The following is a 15554-nucleotide window of genomic DNA, read 5'->3' on the forward strand; positions in this document are numbered from 1 at the left end:
GAAGAGGGCTCCTATTTAGGGGCCCTTTTTCGTTGTCTAAAATCAGGGCTTGAAAAGTTGGCGAAAAAAGATCATTTATCGCCTCCCCATTCCAAAATATTATCTTGTAGGATAGTGCCATGAGTGATTTCTCTATTGGTATCGATTTCGGTACGACCAACACTGTGATTGCTCTGGCGGAACGCGGGCAGCCCGTTCGCTCTGTGAAGTTTAAGCACAGCGATATCCTTCACGATGTCTATCGCAGTCTTCTTTGTTATGAAAAAACCATGCAAAGCCAGCACTCTCTTGTCGATGTTACAGGGGGACCCTGGGCGCTTGATCAATACCTGACTGCGCGGGGGGAGGTTCGTTTTCTCCAGTCGTTCAAAAGTCACATTGCGAGTAGCTTGTTCAAGGAGACACAAATATTTTCGAAGCGCCATACTCTGCAAGACATCATGTCAGATTTCTTTCAGCAGTTTATGAAAGATTCAGGTGAACAGTTACCTCTTGGCGAGACGACAGTAATTGCCGGTCGCCCAATCGTGTATGCAGGCTATTCTCCAGATGAAGATCTCGCCAGAGATAGATATAACGCGGCTTATGGCAGTATCGGTTTCTCAGATGTGAACTATGTTTATGAGCCGGTTGGTGCGGCTTATTATTATGCGAATAAAATCGAGCGTGAAGCGACTATTCTCGTTGCGGATTTTGGCGGCGGAACCAGCGATTTTTCCATCATTCATTTTGAGAGATCTGGGGTTGAACTGAAATCTACCCCCCTTGGATATGCCGGAGTTGGTATTGCGGGTGATAGCTTTGACAGTCGTTTGATTGATCATATCGTTTCCCCATTTCTTGGTAAGGGCAGTGGTTATTATTCACTGGATCGACAGATCTTGGATATGCCGAGCAATTATTATAATCGCTTTTCGAAATGGCATGAGCTCGGGATTTTGAAAAGCCCGACGACCTTAAGAGAGCTACGTGAACTCAAAGCTGTTGCAGTAAATCCTGAAATGATTGAAACGTTTATCGATGTTGTCGATAACGATTGGTCTATGGATATTTATGATGCCATTTCTAAAACGAAGATGGATTTGACCAATAAAGAAGAGACAAACTTTTCTGTCCATTTCAGTGATAAATCTATTGAAACCAAGGTTACGCGTTCGGACTTCGAAAGCTGGATCGCAAAAGACTTGTCTGTCATGGAGAAGAAAGTCGAAGACTTACTGGCTGATAGCGGGATGGCAGTCTCTGATATCGATAAGGTGTTTTTGACCGGAGGGACATCTTATGTGCCTGCTGTGCAGGGTCTGTTTGCTAAGCACTTTGGCAAAGAAAAACTTGCAAGTGGCAAGCAGCTGGAATCAGTAGCTTATGGTCTCGCTTTGGTCGGTTTGGATCCGAATGCCGCTAATTGGACGGTTTAGGGCTAGATACGAAACGTTCAATCGAAATGGCCGTATACAATATGGCAGACGCAAAATGGGCCGCCATCTGGTTTAGATAGCAGCCCATTCCTCTTCCATAGGAAGATATCTCGCCTTAAGCGACGTTCAACGAACGTCGACCAGACTTAATAGCCTTCACGTTCCATACGCTTGCGAAGAAGTTTGCGATAGCGACGAACTGCTTCAGCCGCTTCACGCTTCCTGCGCTCACATGGTTTTTCGAAGTGGCGACGCAACTTCATTTCACGGAAGACACCTTCGCGTTGCAGCTTTTTCTTAAGCGCGCGAAGAGCCTGATCAACATTGTTATCACGAACGTGTACTTGCACGGGCGATCAGCTCCTTTCTAACGTCAGATCCAAATGATCTGACTGAGTTTTCTCGGTTGCCCGAGTTGAACACATAAAGAACCTCCGCTGAGCCATAAGCACAGCAGGTCCGAGGCTGTAGTTATCACAGCCTGTGGTTAATGTGAAGGAAAGAATCTGCGACTCCTGAGATTCTTTTGTTCAGGGTTTTCCTAGTTTTTTGTGAAATAGAATGATGTCTGGGCTCGTCTTTAAGGTAAAGGTAAATTGTTTTGACCGATGAAGCCTTGAGTTACATAGTATAATCATGACGTTACTTAAAATTTCAAAAATGGGACATCCGGTTCTTTGGCGCAAAGCTGATCCTGTGGATAACCCTTCTGACCCAGATATTCGTGCCTTGGTCGAAAATATGATTGAGACGATGAATGATGCGGGTGGCACCGGGATTGCCGCGCCTCAGATTTACGAGTCCCTTAGGGTTTTCATCTTCTTTGTTTCCCCAGTACGGGCTCAGTCAGAGGCTGAACGCCTTGGTTTTGAATTAGAGGGGGATGGGGCGGTGCCCTTGACCATTTTGATCAACCCGGAGCTCGACTTTATCGGCGATGAAATAGATGAAAGCTGGGAGGGATGTCTTTCCATTCCAAACCTCATGGGAAAAGTGCCTCGCCATCGGTCAATTCGCTATCGAGGATACGGACTTGATGGTAAACTTATAGAGCGTGAAGCCACTGGTTTCCACGCACGTGTAGTGCAACATGAATACGATCATTTAGATGGCGTACTTTATCCTGAGAGAATGACAAATATGCGTCAGTTAATTTTCTCGTCTGAAGTTGCGCATCAAAGGCCTGATTAAGATCCAGATTAAGACCCAGACTAAGGCCCAGATTATGATAGGGCCAAACATCATCGTGATTAAATCAGGCGTCGTTTGTTATAGGGAAAGAAGCCAAGAAAATGAGTGATAAGCAAAAAGATAAGCTATTGGACGCGCTCCTCCCCGTTGTGCCTTTTGAAGGCTGGTCTGAGTCTACGCTCACTGAGGTTTGCGCAAGCTGTGGCATGACCCCTCAAGAAGTGGCAATACTCTTTCCCCGTGGAATGACAGATATCGTGCGCTATTTTAATCAGCGTTTGGATAACCAAATGATGTTCAAGCTAGAAGAGCTTGGAATGGACGAATTAAAAGTTCGTGAGCGCATCACTTTGGCTGTAAGAACAAAATTAGAGCTTATGGAGCCGCACCGTGAAGCCGTTAGAAAGGGGCTTAGCTTCTTTGCAATGCCTCTGAAAGCATCGGAGGGCATGCATAACCTATATGATACTGTTGATGCCATGTGGCTTGCTGCGGGAGACACATCCACAGACTATAACTTCTACAGTAAACGTTTGCTTCTCTCCGGGGTATACAGTTCAACGATGTTGTTCTGGCTGGAGGATAGTTCTGATGAGTATGAAAAAACCTGGGCCTTTCTCGATCGTCGGATTGCCGAAGTTTTAAAAATTGGTGGTGCTTTGGGGAAATCCATTGGGCGTGCATCGGGCATTGCCGACAGACTCCGTTCTTTATCTCCCTTCTCAAAAGAGTGGCGTAATCACTGTTAAGTTTCGGCTGTGAAGTTTTGATCCTGGAAAATTTTTTGTAGCCATTTATTGGCCTGACGGGTTCGCCCTTTCGTATCGATGACAAACTCTTGTCCTTTGGGGGCTGATTTCAACCTCCAGCCTGTTCCCGATTTTGTCCATTTATTGGTGTTCAGGTGGTAAGACAGAGCTGGGAATGGATGGGCAAACCACTTGGGGAGTTGCCAAACTGAGCGTGTCGTGTCCTGAGCTGTTAAAACCCGATCTGATCGCAAGCTATTAAAAATGCCCCCACCGGGGATCTCAGTTTCATGGCTTTGAAGTTTAAATTTTTCTCGAGCTAAATAAAGCGTGTTATTGGACCCGAAAGCAGCCTTGAGATGTGGGTGGTCGTTAAAAGCGGGATTGGCGGTGCCAGACTTCTCTATTTCCTGTCCGATTGAAATGACCTGGTCGACCTGAAGCCATCCAAAAATAATATGCAAGTCGGGCTGTTTGGGGAGAGGTCTAAAGTTTTCATCGACACGTCGAAACCACCCGAAAAACAAAAACAGATCACCGGGCCCAACACCTTGATTGCTGAGATGTTGTTGAGCGGCACCGTATTGGCCAAAACACGGTCGCCAATCTTTATGCCTTAGCAAGCTGGAAGGGTGAAGGTCTGGGTCGAGATGGACATTGTCATCAGGTTTCGCAAATTTGGGCTTTAGCTGTGTCAGGAGGCTTCCCAAATTCCCAAGAGGGGAATTTAGCTCTCGAAAACTGTAGGGCCCTTCAGGATGAGGAATGGGAAGTGAATAGATTTTACCATCAGGGAGTATTGGGCTCGGGCCGCCACCATATTGGGAGTCAAAGCCCTTCCGACTGAGAATTATGCGCATTGTGGTGGTACTGGCCTAGCGAGTTATCATTGACAGTTAGTTGAGAGTTAACTCTGCAGTAGTAAGTTGCTCATCACAATAATTGTCTTCGTTCCGATCTCCCAGCGGGGCGATACGGGTTCCATATTTGGCTAAAGTTTTCGTCCAGGTAGGATGGTTTTTCAGGCTATTTAGTTCAGGTAGCAGGTGCTTTTGGGATGTTCCTGTAATCATGATTTTACGTGCAAAACTATGGTGTTGGGAGATTTTTAATTTACCAGCCAGTTTATGGGTGCGAATCAAATTACATGCGCCTGCTTCAGGAATAATACCGACATCAACTCTTTCGGATAAAACCATCTGTAATAGCTGCCATTCACTGCTTGTATCTGTCCGTTTGACTTTATTGCTTTTAACAAGGGGATCGACGCCGACATATTTGTAGCCTCTTATGCCGCCAAGTTTTGCTCCAACCAGATCCTCAGGAGATTTGAATCTCTTGCTTCTTTCTGCTTTCCAGACATAAACACTGCTATCGATCATGATCGGGGATGACCAGCTTGTTTGCGAAGAGGTACTTCCTTTGAACCAAACCGGAATTACCCATGGGACGATAATGCTTTCCCTGGACATCAACTCGTTGAGCCTTTTCCTCGGGAGTATTTTTACTGAATAGTGATGACCCTCTCGACTACTTTTTGAAAGATGTGCTGCCAGGTCGTAGGTTAAGCCTGTACCTTCACCGGTAACGAATGGAGGGACGTTATGATAGCTATAGAGAACGTAGCTTTCAGCGTAAGTTGGGGCTGAAAAGAAAAATCCTAGAGAGTTGATCATTCCAAGAAGAAAAAAATTAAATGCTTTGTGGGCGCGAAATAGAGTCAAGGTTACTCTCCTCGATACAAACTCCCTCGGCAGGATTTTTATATCAATTTTGTATTGAGGAGCGGTTAATTTTCTATTTTCTGGGAATGACCTTTGTAACGTGTCCCATCTTACGCCCGGCTTTTGCTTCATCTTTTCCGTACAGGTGAAGCTTTGCTGAAGGGTCAGAAAGGATCTCTGCCCAATTATCCACGTCTTTACCAAGCAGGTTTGTCATTACGGCATCAGAATGGCGATATACGGAACCAAGAACTTGTCCAGCCGTTGCGCGGATAAACTGCTCAAACTGTGATGTAACGCAAGCATCCATTGACCAGTGGCCCGAGTTATGGGGGCGGGGAGCCATTTCGTTGACGAGAATTTCATCATCCGTCGTCACGAACATTTCTATGGCCATCATTCCAACCAACTGCATTTCCTCAGCCATATGGCGCGCGAGAACTTCGGCACGATCACTGATTTTTTGCGATACACGTGCAGGAACAATGGTTTGGTCCAGAATATGGTTTTTGTGACGATTTTCTACGGGGATATAGGCTTGGCAATCTCCCTGAATGCTACGTGCAACGATGACAGAGATCTCCATGCGGAAATCAACCAGAGCTTCGATGATGGTTTCGGCTTGCTCTCTATCTCCGACAACTGTTTTCCAGGCCTCGGCCAGATCGGTATCAGGCGCAATAAAAGTTTGCCCTTTGCCGTCATATCCCATCTCGGTTGTTTTCAAAACGCAGGGCCGTCCTATGTCACGCACAACCCGGTCGAGAGCCTTTAGGTTTGTGACCTCGGCATAGCGTGTGGTGGGGACATTAATCGATTGGCAGAAATCCTTTTCCCTTAATCGATTTTGGCAAATGTGGAGTACGTTTGGGCCCGGATTGACTGGCACGCGGTCAATCAGAAATGCAGCTGTTTTCGCCGGAACATTTTCAAACTCATAAGTGACGACATCAACGTGTTTTGCAAATTCAGCAAGAGTTTTTTCGTCGTCGTATCTAGCGACTGTTGTATACCTTGAGACTTCACTCGCCGGGCTGTTTTCGTCTGGGCAGTAGATATGGCAATGATAGCCAAGTTCTGCAGCCGCGGAAGCGGCCATGCGGCCAAGTTGTCCGCCGCCAAGGATACCGATGACAGAACCTGGTGCGAGGGGTGCAGAAAGAGTTTTGCTCATGATTTATGTGTCTCCGTGGGAGGCAGTATTAAACAGTATCTACGGGCTCAAGTGCGACAGCTGCGGACTGGCGTTCTCGCCATGCGTCCAATGCGTCTGCAATGTTTTTGTCGTTTAGGGCGAGGACAGAACCTGCAAGCAATCCTGCGTTGATCGCTCCTGGTTTACCAATAGCCAACGTGCCGACTGGTACACCACCTGGCATTTGTACGATTGAAAGCAAGCTGTCCTGACCTTTTAGGCTTTTGCTTTCTATCGGCACACCAAAAACAGGCAGTGGAGTCATGGCTGCGGCCATTCCGGGAAGGTGAGCTGCGCCACCTGCTCCCGCAATAATAATGCTCAAGCCCCGGTCTCGGGCCGTAGAGGCGTATTCGACTAATCTTTGCGGAGTTCTGTGCGCGGAAACAATTCGTTTCTCATAGGAGATGCCGAGGGCTTCGAGGGTTTCGGCCGCATGTTTCATGGTAGGCCAATCTGACTGACTGCCCATGATAATACCAACTTGCGGAGACTTCTCGGACATGGCTTTATCCTGCCTTATAGTATATCGGAGCGCATTATTAAGACGTGTGGTTCGATAACGCAAGTAAAGAGAACTAACGAATTTTACATTCAAATTACCTATTCTTGGTAACAATATGTAAAATGATTTTGTATAATGTGCTCAACAAGTTCATTTGCCGCGGTGTTTGGCATATGATGAGATTCCAGCAGGAAGCCGGAATTACAATATAAAGCAAAGGGATTGCTTGTTTAATGAAGGTCCAAAGACCACGTGGCGGAACTGGATCCGTTAGCAGTGTTGGCCGGGTATCTGCTGCTCCGGCAGTGAAACCTGCTCAATCTGTAGATAGTGTAAGTGGGATTTCCACTCCTCAAGACATTGCCTCGGTTGGTGGCATACCTGAAGCCGAGTTTACCCCTAAAGTCAGGGCTGCAATAGAACAGCTCATGAAAGAGGTTCAGGTCGTTCGTCAGGAGCTGGACCAAGCCAAAAAACGCGTTGATTACCTTGAAAAACTTGCGGATCAAGATGTGCTGACACCTGTTCTAAACAGGCGTGCATTTGTTCGTGAGCTTGATCGGATGATGGCCTATAGCGAGCGTTACGAAGTCCCGGGTAGTGTCATATATATTGATGTAAACGGCATGAAGGAAATCAATGACGGCCTTGGTCATGATGCTGGGGATGAGGCTATTAAGCATGTTGCCTCATCTTTGCTAAATCATGTGCGTTCGTCGGATATTGTCGGGCGGCTCGGTGGAGACGAATTTGGTGTTATCCTCCTGCAAGCAGCCCCTGAAATCGCAACGGAAAAAGCGCAATTACTTGCTGACGAAGTTTCACGCCACCCTTTTGATTATGAAGGTAAAAGTGTCAACGTTCACGTATCCCACGGTGTTCATAGTTTCCAGGGGAGCGATGCCAATGCAGCGCTCAAGGCTGCTGACCTTGCTATGTACGAGCAAAAGAAAGCAAGGCAAGAGCAGGAGTAGTCGTCATTTTTCAAAGGAGATCTTTTGCGAGAAAAGGCCTCTAAAAGATAATAATCTTATTTCTGGTGACGTGTCTTAGGCAATGATGTCTGGCAGCAATTGGCTTTCCAGCCTATTCATGGCGTCTTTCAAATTCAGTTTCTTTTTCTTTAATCGGACGAGTTGAAGCTGATCGAAAGGGGCGTGTTCTTGCAGGCGTGCAATAACATCATCCATGTCTCGGTGTTCTTGTTTAAGCCTTTCGAGTTCTTCGATAAGCTCTTTTCTGCTACTGCCTGTAGTGTCTGCCAATTTGTGGATGTCTCGTTAACGCACGTTAAATGAAGGGAATAGTTATACTCTGACTTTGAAAATAAGCATAGGTTTAGTATGAGGAGAATTGTATGAATTGTGTTTCTCTTGTGCAGGTATGGCAAAAACAGCCATAAGCGGTGCGTTTTAATGGTGTGGATAGAGTGATGTTGGGAATGTTTTGAAAGCGAATCGACTTCATCATCGTCTCTGGGCCGCGTCTGTAAAGCACAGATATCCAAATTTGAAACCAAATCCAAGCCCGAGTGAGTGGCAGTAATATACGTTGTAATAAATAGTTAAAGATGTTTGATCAAAACCAGTTGCCGACAAATCCCTTTTGGAATTTTTCTCTTGATGTCTATGGACAACAAGGTGTCGCGCCTGCTTGTTTGGTCCTTCAGGATAAATACGATCTTGATGTCAATTTGCTCTTGTTCTGTTGCTGGGCTGGGATATGCGGAAAGCCTTTGGATAAGCGGGAACTTTCTAGTTTGATCTTAGGAATAGAGCAGTGGAGAGATCATGTTATTCAACCGCTTCGTGATGTTCGGATCTGGATGAAATCTGAGACCGTAACAGGATTTCGCCATACAGATGATTTGCGCCAAAATGTTAAGGATGCTGAATTGTGGGCTGAAGCGTTGCAGCAAAATTTTATGCACCTTCAACTGCCATTGCGACCCGCAAGCGAACCGTCATCTGAAATTGCAGCCCAAAATATGACGCTGTATTTAGCGCTGTGTGAGGTTGAGGCTATTGGAACCGTAGACTGTGCCGATCTGGCAGCAATTGTCAGGGGAGGTTTCCCTGATCTTCCTCCGTTAGAAGCCGTATGGCTATTTCAGTAATCACTAATTACCACCCTGCTTATCACTCTGCTTATCACCGTGCTTATCACTGTGCGGAGGAAAGTATGATCGCTTATCGTTAAGGGCGCTTTTTACTGTTTTCATCCCAACGATTCATGCCATCAATTTCAATATCAAGCATGTCCAGGACTCTACCAAGCGTATAATCGACCATTTCTTCCAGGCTATCTGGTTTTGCGTAAAAGGCTGGCACAGGTGGGGCGATAATGGCCCCAATTTCGGAGAGATTTACCAAAGTACGGAGGTGACCAGTGTGTAGGGGAGTTTCTCTGACCATAAGGATCAGTTTACGGCGTTCCTTCAATATTACATCAGCTGCACGGGTCAAAAGACTCGAGGTAACGCCTGTTGATATCTCTGACATGCTCCGAATTGAGCATGGCGCAATGATCATGCCACGCGTTTTGTAGGAACCGCTGGATAGGCAGGCGGCAATGTCGTTGATATTATGGTTCACATCAGCGAGTTTCTTAACATCCGAAACTTTTAAATCACTTTCGTAAGCCATTGTTATTTCAGCAGATTTACTCATGATTAGGTGTGTTTCAATCGGCAGGGTTTTTAGCAGTTGCAAAAGCCTTATGCCATAAGTGATGCCACTCGCACCGCTAATGCCGATGATGATTCGCTCTGTTGTCATGCGTAACTATCTTTCACATTTGTGAAGAATAAATGAAATAATTGTACCGAGCCCCTTGGCAAGTCCTATGGACAGGTCTACCATAATTTATACGCTGTCTTCTCAAAAATGTTATTGGGTTTGAGTTGGTACAAAATTGGCAAAAAATATGCGTTTGGGACGCTCTGAAAACATCCCATACACTAAAGCCGAGCTTTCGGCTAGTTGTCAGTGCTTTGCCAAATCAAGATTTGATGGTTTTTTCAAACAACACGGTCGCTTTTAACTGCGGAGGATATTCTTCGTAGTGTTTTTTGCTGGAAAAAAATCGAGAGCAAAAGTTTACCGTGGCATTTTTTTGAAGCTGCAGGTGCAACTACGGAACTAGAGGGAGACGAATATGGCCACTGCCCAACGCATTGAGTCCTTACGTACAAAACACAGTACTTTAGAGAGCGCTATCTGTCAGGAGAATCTGCGCCCGCATCCCGATGAATCCCTAATAATGTCGCTTAAGAAGCAAAAACTTCACGTTAAAGATGAAATGACACAACTGAGCGATCCCCATTAACGAGGCAAAAGCTTTGGATTGAAACATCCTTTGCTTCTAAGAATATAAAATAGCAAACCCGCTCTGTGTATTTAACAGGGCGGGTTTTCTTATGTTTTCGTATATCTTGTAAATATCTTGTAAAATTATTTTCAATTGGAGGCTCTGCCTACTGAGGCAGTTTGATCATGTGCTAAATTTACAGCACTCTAAGTCATCTGGTCTGGGAGGCCGGATAATATAAAACCATAAAAAAAGTTGGGACACGCCAATGGGTCTTTTTGATGAAGTGCAATCGCGCTCTTTGTCCGAGCCAGAAAAATTCTGGGCTGAGGCAGCGGAAAATATTGACTGGTCTAAGCCATTTGAAAAGGTGCTGGATGATAGTTCCGCCCCGTTTTATCACTGGTTTCAAGGGGGGGAACTCAATACTTGTTATAACGCCCTCGATCGCCACGTCACGGCGGGGCGCGGAGATCAAATTGCATTAATTTACGATAGTCCCGTCACAGACACCAAAGAGCAAATTACCTATGCAAATCTTCTGAGCCGTGTTTCTAAGTTTGCGGGCGCTTTGGACAATCTTGATGTTCAAAAAGGCGACCGGGTTATTATTTACATGCCAATGATTCTGGAAGCCGCCATAGCCATGTTGGCATGTGCTCGAATCGGAGCTGTTCATTCCGTGGTATTTGGCGGATTTGCCGCGAATGAGCTGGCGACACGCATAGATGATTGTCAGCCCAAGGTCATTGTTACGGCATCTTGTGGTATCGAAGTCAGCAAGGTGATCCCCTATAAACCGCTACTTGATCAGGCGATTGAATTATCAGCGAACAAGCCGGAACATTGTATTGTTTGGCAGCGGCCTCAAGCCAAGGCCTCTATGATTTCTGGCCGCGATCTCGATTGGAAAGAGGTGGAAAGTCAGGCTTCTGAGATAGATTGCGTACCTGTAGCGGCGACAGACCCTCTTTACATTCTTTATACATCTGGAACCACTGGTCAACCTAAGGGTATCGTACGTGATAATGGTGGTCATGCCGTTGCCCTCTATTGGTCGATGAAAAATATTTATAATGTTGAGCCTGGAGATGTTTTCTGGGGGGCGTCTGATGTTGGGTGGGTCGTTGGCCATTCTTATATTGTTTATGGCCCGCTGATGTATGGCGCTACATCTGTTATGTATGAAGGAAAACCTGTTGGAACCCCAGATCCCGGCGCTTTCTGGCGGGTAATTTCAGAGTACAAGGTTTCAGTACTCTTTACTGCTCCGACCGCTTTTCGGGCCATTCGTCAACAAGATCCCGATGCAACATACCTTGATAAGTATGATCTCTCTTGTTTTAAAACTCTATTCCTCGCAGGAGAGCGTTGCGATCCAGACACTTTGAACTGGGCTCTGGAAAAGCTTGGTGTTCCTGTGATTGATCATTGGTGGCAAACTGAAACGGGTTGGCCTATTGCCTCAAACTGTTTGGGGATTGAACAGCTTCCAATCGTGGCAGGGTCTCCTGCGAGATGCGTTCCAGGGTGGGATGTTCGAATTCTTGATAGCGATCATCATGAAGTTGGTGCCGGGGATATTGGTGCAATCGTCTGTAGTTTGCCCTTGCCACCTGGAACGTTTTCCACTCTGTGGAACGCGCCAGAAAGGCACCGAGAAGCTTATCTCAGTACTTTCCCTGGATACTATGAAACAGGGGATGCAGGCTATAAAGACGAGAACGGGTACATTTTTGTGATGTCACGCACGGATGACATCATAAATGTTGCTGGCCACCGTTTGTCGACAGGCGCTATGGAGGAAGTTCTTGCGGCGCATGAGGATGTTTCCGAATGCGCGGTTATTGGTGTGGCTGATAAGCTAAAGGGCCAACTCCCATTGGGCTTTATGGTCTTAAAGGCAGGTGCTGATCGTTCTCATGATGAGGTTATTTCTGAAGTTGTTCAGAAGGTACGCAAGGAAATAGGACCAGTTGCTGCGTTTAAGTTAGCCGCTGTGGTCGGGCGCTTACCAAAAACCAGATCAGGTAAAATTCTTCGCGCGACGATGCGCAAAATTGCCGACTGTGAAGAGTATAAAGTACCTGCGACAATCGATGATCCAATAATTTTAGATGAAATCGCGGTTGCTCTTAAGGGGCTTGGTTACGCTTAGACCGCCTAGGATAAATTCTATATCTATTCCTTCATCAATTTTGATGAAGGGGGCAGCGTAGGTTTGTGATCCTGCGCTGACCATATTTCATAAGGAAAGTTCTTATGGAATATGATTGCCAGACTTGCCCGATCAATTTGATCGGGCTTTTTTTTACGCAAAACAAAAGGCCTCTTCGATGAAGAGGCCTTTTGGCATATTTCTATATGACTTGTCTTAAGCCCTAGTCGTCGGTTTTCTTGAAGGCCCGTGTGAAGGCTTCATAGGGATCTTCTGGGACTTCTTCGACAGGTGTCGTTGGAACGATCTCTTCTTCTTCGATTGGCTCAGGCTTCGGAATGATTCGGCCAGCCTTCTCAGCTTCTTTAATCGCTTTGTCGATGGTCAGGTTCAAATCGACCTGCTTACAAAGGCCAAGTAACACTGGGTCACGTGGGCGAATATTGCTGATGTTCCAGTGGGAACGATCTCTGATAGCCTGGATCGTCTTTTTGGTCGTGCCGATCAGCTTTGAGACATGATTGTCGGTTAATTCAGGGTGGTGGCGTACCAACCATGAAATTCCGTCAGGTTTATCCTGGCGCTTGGCAATAGGTGTGTACCTAGGACCTTTTGTGCGTTTGGAAGGCTGTGGAAGTCCCTCTTGCTGAAAAAAGCGTAGAGTCTTGCTTGAATCTTTTTCACAGCGTTCAATTTCGGCGCGCGTAAGCTGCGAGCTGGCAATCGGGTCCATACCCCGGATGCCCACAGCGACTTCGCCATCAGCGATGCCTTGAATCTCCAAGGTGTGAAGCTGACAGAAACCTGCGATCTGTTCAAAGCTTAACGATGTATTCTCGACCAACCAAACGGCGGTCGCTTTTGGCATTAGTGGCTGAGACATTGGTTCTCCTAATCGTGCCGTCGGCTAATGGTCCGCCGGCTACGGTAATAAATACCCAGCTGGTGGCTTACCTCGAATATAGCTCGAGGCCAAGCAGGAAATAAAGATATGAGGTGATTTTTTTATTAATCACCCACCTTTAGCATGATTTTACCGATATGTTTGGATGATTCCATCAATCGGTGGGCTTCAGCGGCATCTGAAAGTGGAAGGGTCTTAAACAGTACAGGCTGTAGTTTTTTGCCTGCAAGGAGGGGCCAAACATTGTTTTGTAGCTTTTGGGCAACATCAGCTTTGAATTCTTTTGAGCGTGCCCGGAGGGTCGAGCCCGTAATTTTTAGGCGCTTGAGCATAACCGGCATGAAGTTAACAGACGCTTCAGGACCATTTAAAAAGGCGATGAAGCATAAGCGCCCATCCATACCAAGTGTTGAAATGTCTTTTTGTATATAATCGCCGCCAACCATGTCGAGGACAACATCCACACCTTTTTTACTGGTGAACGCTTTTGATTTTTCCACAAAATCTTCGGTTCGGTAGTTGATGGCGAGGTCCGCACCCAACTCCATGCAAGCGTTACACTTCTCGTCGCTACCAGCTGTGGCGATAACTTTCGCGCCAAAAGCTTTCGCAAGTTGTATCGCAGTGGTTCCAATTCCGGAAGTTCCGCCGTGGATTAAGATTGTTTCGCCAGACTTAAGTTCGCAACGATCAAAAATATTACTCCAAACTGTGAAGTAAGTTTCAGGAATAGCAGCCGCTTGCTCAAGGCTAAAACCAGGTGGAACCGGAAGGCATTGTCCGACTGGAGCTGTGCAATATTCTGCATAGCCTCCGCCCCCCACAAGTGCTGTTACTTTGTCGCCAATGTTATAAGTACTAACCGAAGCCCCGATTTTTGCAATTGTGCCTGATACTTCCAGGCCGGGAATGTCTGATTCTCCTGGAGGAGGGGGATAAAGTCCCCGGCGCTGGATGACGTCGGGGCGGTTTACCCCTGCATAAGAGACCTTGATCAGAACTTCATTATCAGAGGGTTCAGGGACAGGACGGCTTGAAGGGACCAGCTGGTCAGCATCTCCAAACTCTTTTATTTCGACAACGGACATTTGTTCCGGGATTTGTGGGGACACGTTATTGCCTCTGCTCGTTGATGTTTTGGAGTATTTTAAAGATATTTATTCTGTTTTTCTCTTTACGGAACAGTCTAATATGCTCGGTATATAGTTGCCATTAAATAAAACGCTGACCATTTGATTGGAGATTTTTATGAACTTGGATGATTTGGAGCCAACAAAGGGGAAGCCCAAACTTAAAGATCTGGAACCAATGGGGTTGGGGGAACTTGGGGACTATATTCGCGAACTTGAGGTCGAGATTGAGCGGGCCCAGGCTGAAATAAGCCGAAAAGAAAAACATCGCCAAGGGATCGACGGGCTATTCAAGAAATGATGACAAGTCTTGAAATTGTCCTGCCTGTGTTTGCCATCATACTTTGTGGATATTTAATAGGTCGGAAAGAGTGGGTAACAGCCTCTGCACTGAGAGGGCTTTCGTTTTTTGTTTATTACCTCGCTATTCCAGCACTTTTATTTCGGACCATGGCGCGTGGGAATATTTCTGACGACCTGGACCTTTCGTTGATTGTCTCTTTCTACAGTGTGTCACTCTTTATATTTGCTTTCAGTGCTCTTCTCGGGCGTTTTTACTATGGTCATCAACTAAAAGAAGCTGCGGTGATGGCTATGGGGGCGACCTATGGCAACTTGTTGTTACTAGGCTTCCCTCTTGTTTATTCCGCTTTTGGTGATGAGGGGATGGTCCCGCTTACCATGCTCATTGCCTTTCAAGCCCCTGTTTTGATGGGGTTAACGTCGATGCTGACGGAGTACGATCTTTCGCGAGAGCAAGGCGGTGGTCAGGGCGCAAAAGCTATGATGAAGGCACTTGTGAGCTCGATTACCCGAAATCCCATTATCATTGGCTTGATCTTGGGCGGTATTTACCAGTCTTCTGGTTTGGAGCTCTTTGCTTTACTTGATCGATTTACATCAATTCTGGGCGGGGCTGTTGTTCCCTGCGCCCTTTTTTCGTTAGGTGTTTCTCTTACGGGATTCAAATTAGCTGGAGATCTCAAGCAAAGTTTTTTAATCGTTGCCTTGAAAACAATTGTGTATCCCGTGATGGTGACCTTCCTGGTTTTTTACGTTATTGACGTGCCGCCGTTATGGGCTGCAGTTGCCGTTATCCTTGCTGCTCAGCCGACAGGGGTTAATGTTTTTATCCTGGCGCAGCAATACGGTGTGTTTAGCGCTCGGGCAGCATCAATTGTGCTGTCTTCGACTATTCTATCTGTTGTCACAGTTACGGTATTAATTGCATACTACGTCAATATTCTTCCCAAATAATGTCCCTCAATCCA

At 46.2% G+C, this 15554-nt stretch carries 18 protein-coding genes; 9 read left to right on the forward strand and 9 right to left on the reverse strand.

Features of this window, described 5'->3' with window-relative positions:
• Nucleotides 1-119 precede the first annotated feature (119 nt).
• Complete coding sequence (locus tag ACOGW3_RS15655; protein WP_419903836.1) at nucleotides 120-1418, forward strand: Hsp70 family protein; 1299 nt, start codon at nucleotides 120-122, stop codon at nucleotides 1416-1418.
• A gap of 146 nt (nucleotides 1419-1564) precedes the next feature.
• On the opposite strand, the gene rpsU is transcribed toward ACOGW3_RS15655, so the two are convergent.
• Complete coding sequence (gene rpsU / locus ACOGW3_RS15660; RefSeq protein WP_380247426.1) at nucleotides 1565-1768, reverse strand: 30S ribosomal protein S21; 204 nt, start codon at nucleotides 1766-1768, stop codon at nucleotides 1565-1567.
• Between the two features lie 286 nt (nucleotides 1769-2054).
• Between rpsU and ACOGW3_RS15665 the strand changes: the two genes are divergently transcribed.
• Both ACOGW3_RS15665 and ACOGW3_RS15670 read left to right on the forward strand, forming a co-directional pair.
• Nucleotides 2055-2609 carry a peptide deformylase gene (locus ACOGW3_RS15665; RefSeq protein ID WP_419903837.1) on the forward strand — a complete coding sequence of 185 codons (555 nt, stop codon included), beginning with the start codon at nucleotides 2055-2057 and terminating at the stop codon, nucleotides 2607-2609.
• 101 nt (nucleotides 2610-2710) lie between these two features.
• Nucleotides 2711-3358 carry a COQ9 family protein gene (locus ACOGW3_RS15670; protein WP_419903838.1) on the forward strand — a complete coding sequence of 216 codons (648 nt, stop codon included), beginning with the start codon at nucleotides 2711-2713 and terminating at the stop codon, nucleotides 3356-3358.
• Here the strand turns inward: ACOGW3_RS15670 and ACOGW3_RS15675 are convergent.
• From ACOGW3_RS15675 to purE, 4 genes are all read right to left on the reverse strand, one after another.
• Complete coding sequence (locus ACOGW3_RS15675) at nucleotides 3355-4218, reverse strand: hypothetical protein (RefSeq protein ID WP_419903839.1); 864 nt, start codon at nucleotides 4216-4218, stop codon at nucleotides 3355-3357. The genes ACOGW3_RS15670 and ACOGW3_RS15675 overlap by 4 nt on opposite strands.
• A 36-nt stretch (nucleotides 4219-4254) precedes the next feature.
• On the reverse strand, nucleotides 4255-5082 hold the full coding sequence (locus ACOGW3_RS15680; RefSeq protein WP_419903840.1) for a hypothetical protein: 828 nt from the start codon (nucleotides 5080-5082) through the stop codon (nucleotides 4255-4257).
• Between the two features lie 73 nt (nucleotides 5083-5155).
• The gene (locus ACOGW3_RS15685; protein WP_419903841.1) at nucleotides 5156-6256 is read right to left on the reverse strand and encodes a 5-(carboxyamino)imidazole ribonucleotide synthase; all 1101 of its coding nucleotides are present in this window, start codon (nucleotides 6254-6256) and stop codon (nucleotides 5156-5158) included.
• A gap of 28 nt (nucleotides 6257-6284) precedes the next feature.
• On the reverse strand, nucleotides 6285-6782 hold the full coding sequence (gene purE / locus ACOGW3_RS15690; RefSeq protein WP_419903842.1) for a 5-(carboxyamino)imidazole ribonucleotide mutase: 498 nt from the start codon (nucleotides 6780-6782) through the stop codon (nucleotides 6285-6287).
• 233 nt (nucleotides 6783-7015) lie between these two features.
• On the opposite strand from purE, the gene ACOGW3_RS15695 reads away from it, so the two are divergent.
• On the forward strand, nucleotides 7016-7756 hold the full coding sequence (locus ACOGW3_RS15695; RefSeq protein ID WP_419903843.1) for a GGDEF domain-containing protein: 741 nt from the start codon (nucleotides 7016-7018) through the stop codon (nucleotides 7754-7756).
• 75 nt (nucleotides 7757-7831) lie between these two features.
• Here the strand turns inward: ACOGW3_RS15695 and ACOGW3_RS15700 are convergent, their stop codons facing one another.
• Nucleotides 7832-8047: a YdcH family protein gene (locus ACOGW3_RS15700; RefSeq protein ID WP_419903844.1), complete on the reverse strand. Its 216-nt coding sequence runs from the start codon at nucleotides 8045-8047 to the stop codon at nucleotides 7832-7834.
• 305 nt (nucleotides 8048-8352) lie between these two features.
• On the opposite strand from ACOGW3_RS15700, the gene ACOGW3_RS15705 reads away from it, so the two are divergent.
• Nucleotides 8353-8898, forward strand: a complete 546-nt coding sequence (locus tag ACOGW3_RS15705; RefSeq protein WP_419903845.1) for a TIGR02444 family protein — start codon at nucleotides 8353-8355, stop codon at nucleotides 8896-8898.
• Nucleotides 8899-8977: 79 nt separating this feature from the next.
• Here the strand turns inward: ACOGW3_RS15705 and ACOGW3_RS15710 are convergent, their stop codons facing one another.
• Entirely contained in the window at nucleotides 8978-9559 is a 582-nt protein-coding gene (locus ACOGW3_RS15710) for a UbiX family flavin prenyltransferase (protein WP_419903846.1), read from the reverse strand.
• Between the two features lie 379 nt (nucleotides 9560-9938).
• Here ACOGW3_RS15710 and ACOGW3_RS15715 point away from each other — a divergent pair, with 379 nt between their 5' ends.
• Together ACOGW3_RS15715 and ACOGW3_RS15720 are read left to right on the forward strand one after the other, a co-directional pair.
• Complete coding sequence (locus ACOGW3_RS15715) at nucleotides 9939-10109, forward strand: YdcH family protein (RefSeq protein ID WP_419903847.1); 171 nt, start codon at nucleotides 9939-9941, stop codon at nucleotides 10107-10109.
• Nucleotides 10110-10359: 250 nt separating this feature from the next.
• Entirely contained in the window at nucleotides 10360-12249 is a 1890-nt protein-coding gene (locus ACOGW3_RS15720; RefSeq protein ID WP_419903848.1) for a propionyl-CoA synthetase, read from the forward strand.
• 223 nt (nucleotides 12250-12472) lie between these two features.
• On the opposite strand, the gene ACOGW3_RS15725 is transcribed toward ACOGW3_RS15720, so the two are convergent.
• Both ACOGW3_RS15725 and ACOGW3_RS15730 read right to left on the reverse strand, forming a co-directional pair.
• Nucleotides 12473-13132 carry a DUF1013 domain-containing protein gene (locus tag ACOGW3_RS15725; RefSeq protein WP_419903849.1) on the reverse strand — a complete coding sequence of 220 codons (660 nt, stop codon included), beginning with the start codon at nucleotides 13130-13132 and terminating at the stop codon, nucleotides 12473-12475.
• Between the two features lie 125 nt (nucleotides 13133-13257).
• The gene (locus ACOGW3_RS15730; RefSeq protein ID WP_419903850.1) at nucleotides 13258-14241 is read right to left on the reverse strand and encodes an NAD(P)H-quinone oxidoreductase; all 984 of its coding nucleotides are present in this window, start codon (nucleotides 14239-14241) and stop codon (nucleotides 13258-13260) included.
• Between the two features lie 160 nt (nucleotides 14242-14401).
• On the opposite strand from ACOGW3_RS15730, the gene ACOGW3_RS15735 reads away from it, so the two are divergent.
• Together ACOGW3_RS15735 and ACOGW3_RS15740 are read left to right on the forward strand one after the other, a co-directional pair.
• Nucleotides 14402-14584 carry a DUF1192 family protein gene (locus ACOGW3_RS15735; protein ID WP_419903851.1) on the forward strand — a complete coding sequence of 61 codons (183 nt, stop codon included), beginning with the start codon at nucleotides 14402-14404 and terminating at the stop codon, nucleotides 14582-14584.
• Nucleotides 14584-15540 (forward strand): AEC family transporter, encoded by a 957-nt coding sequence (locus ACOGW3_RS15740; RefSeq protein ID WP_419903852.1) that lies wholly within the window; start codon nucleotides 14584-14586, stop codon nucleotides 15538-15540. The genes ACOGW3_RS15735 and ACOGW3_RS15740 overlap by 1 nt, the downstream gene beginning before the upstream one ends.
• Nucleotides 15541-15554: the final 14 nt, after the last annotated feature.

This window comes from Kiloniella sp. (assembly GCF_965205715.1).
In the GTDB taxonomy this organism is placed as follows: domain Bacteria; phylum Pseudomonadota; class Alphaproteobacteria; order Kiloniellales; family Kiloniellaceae; genus Kiloniella.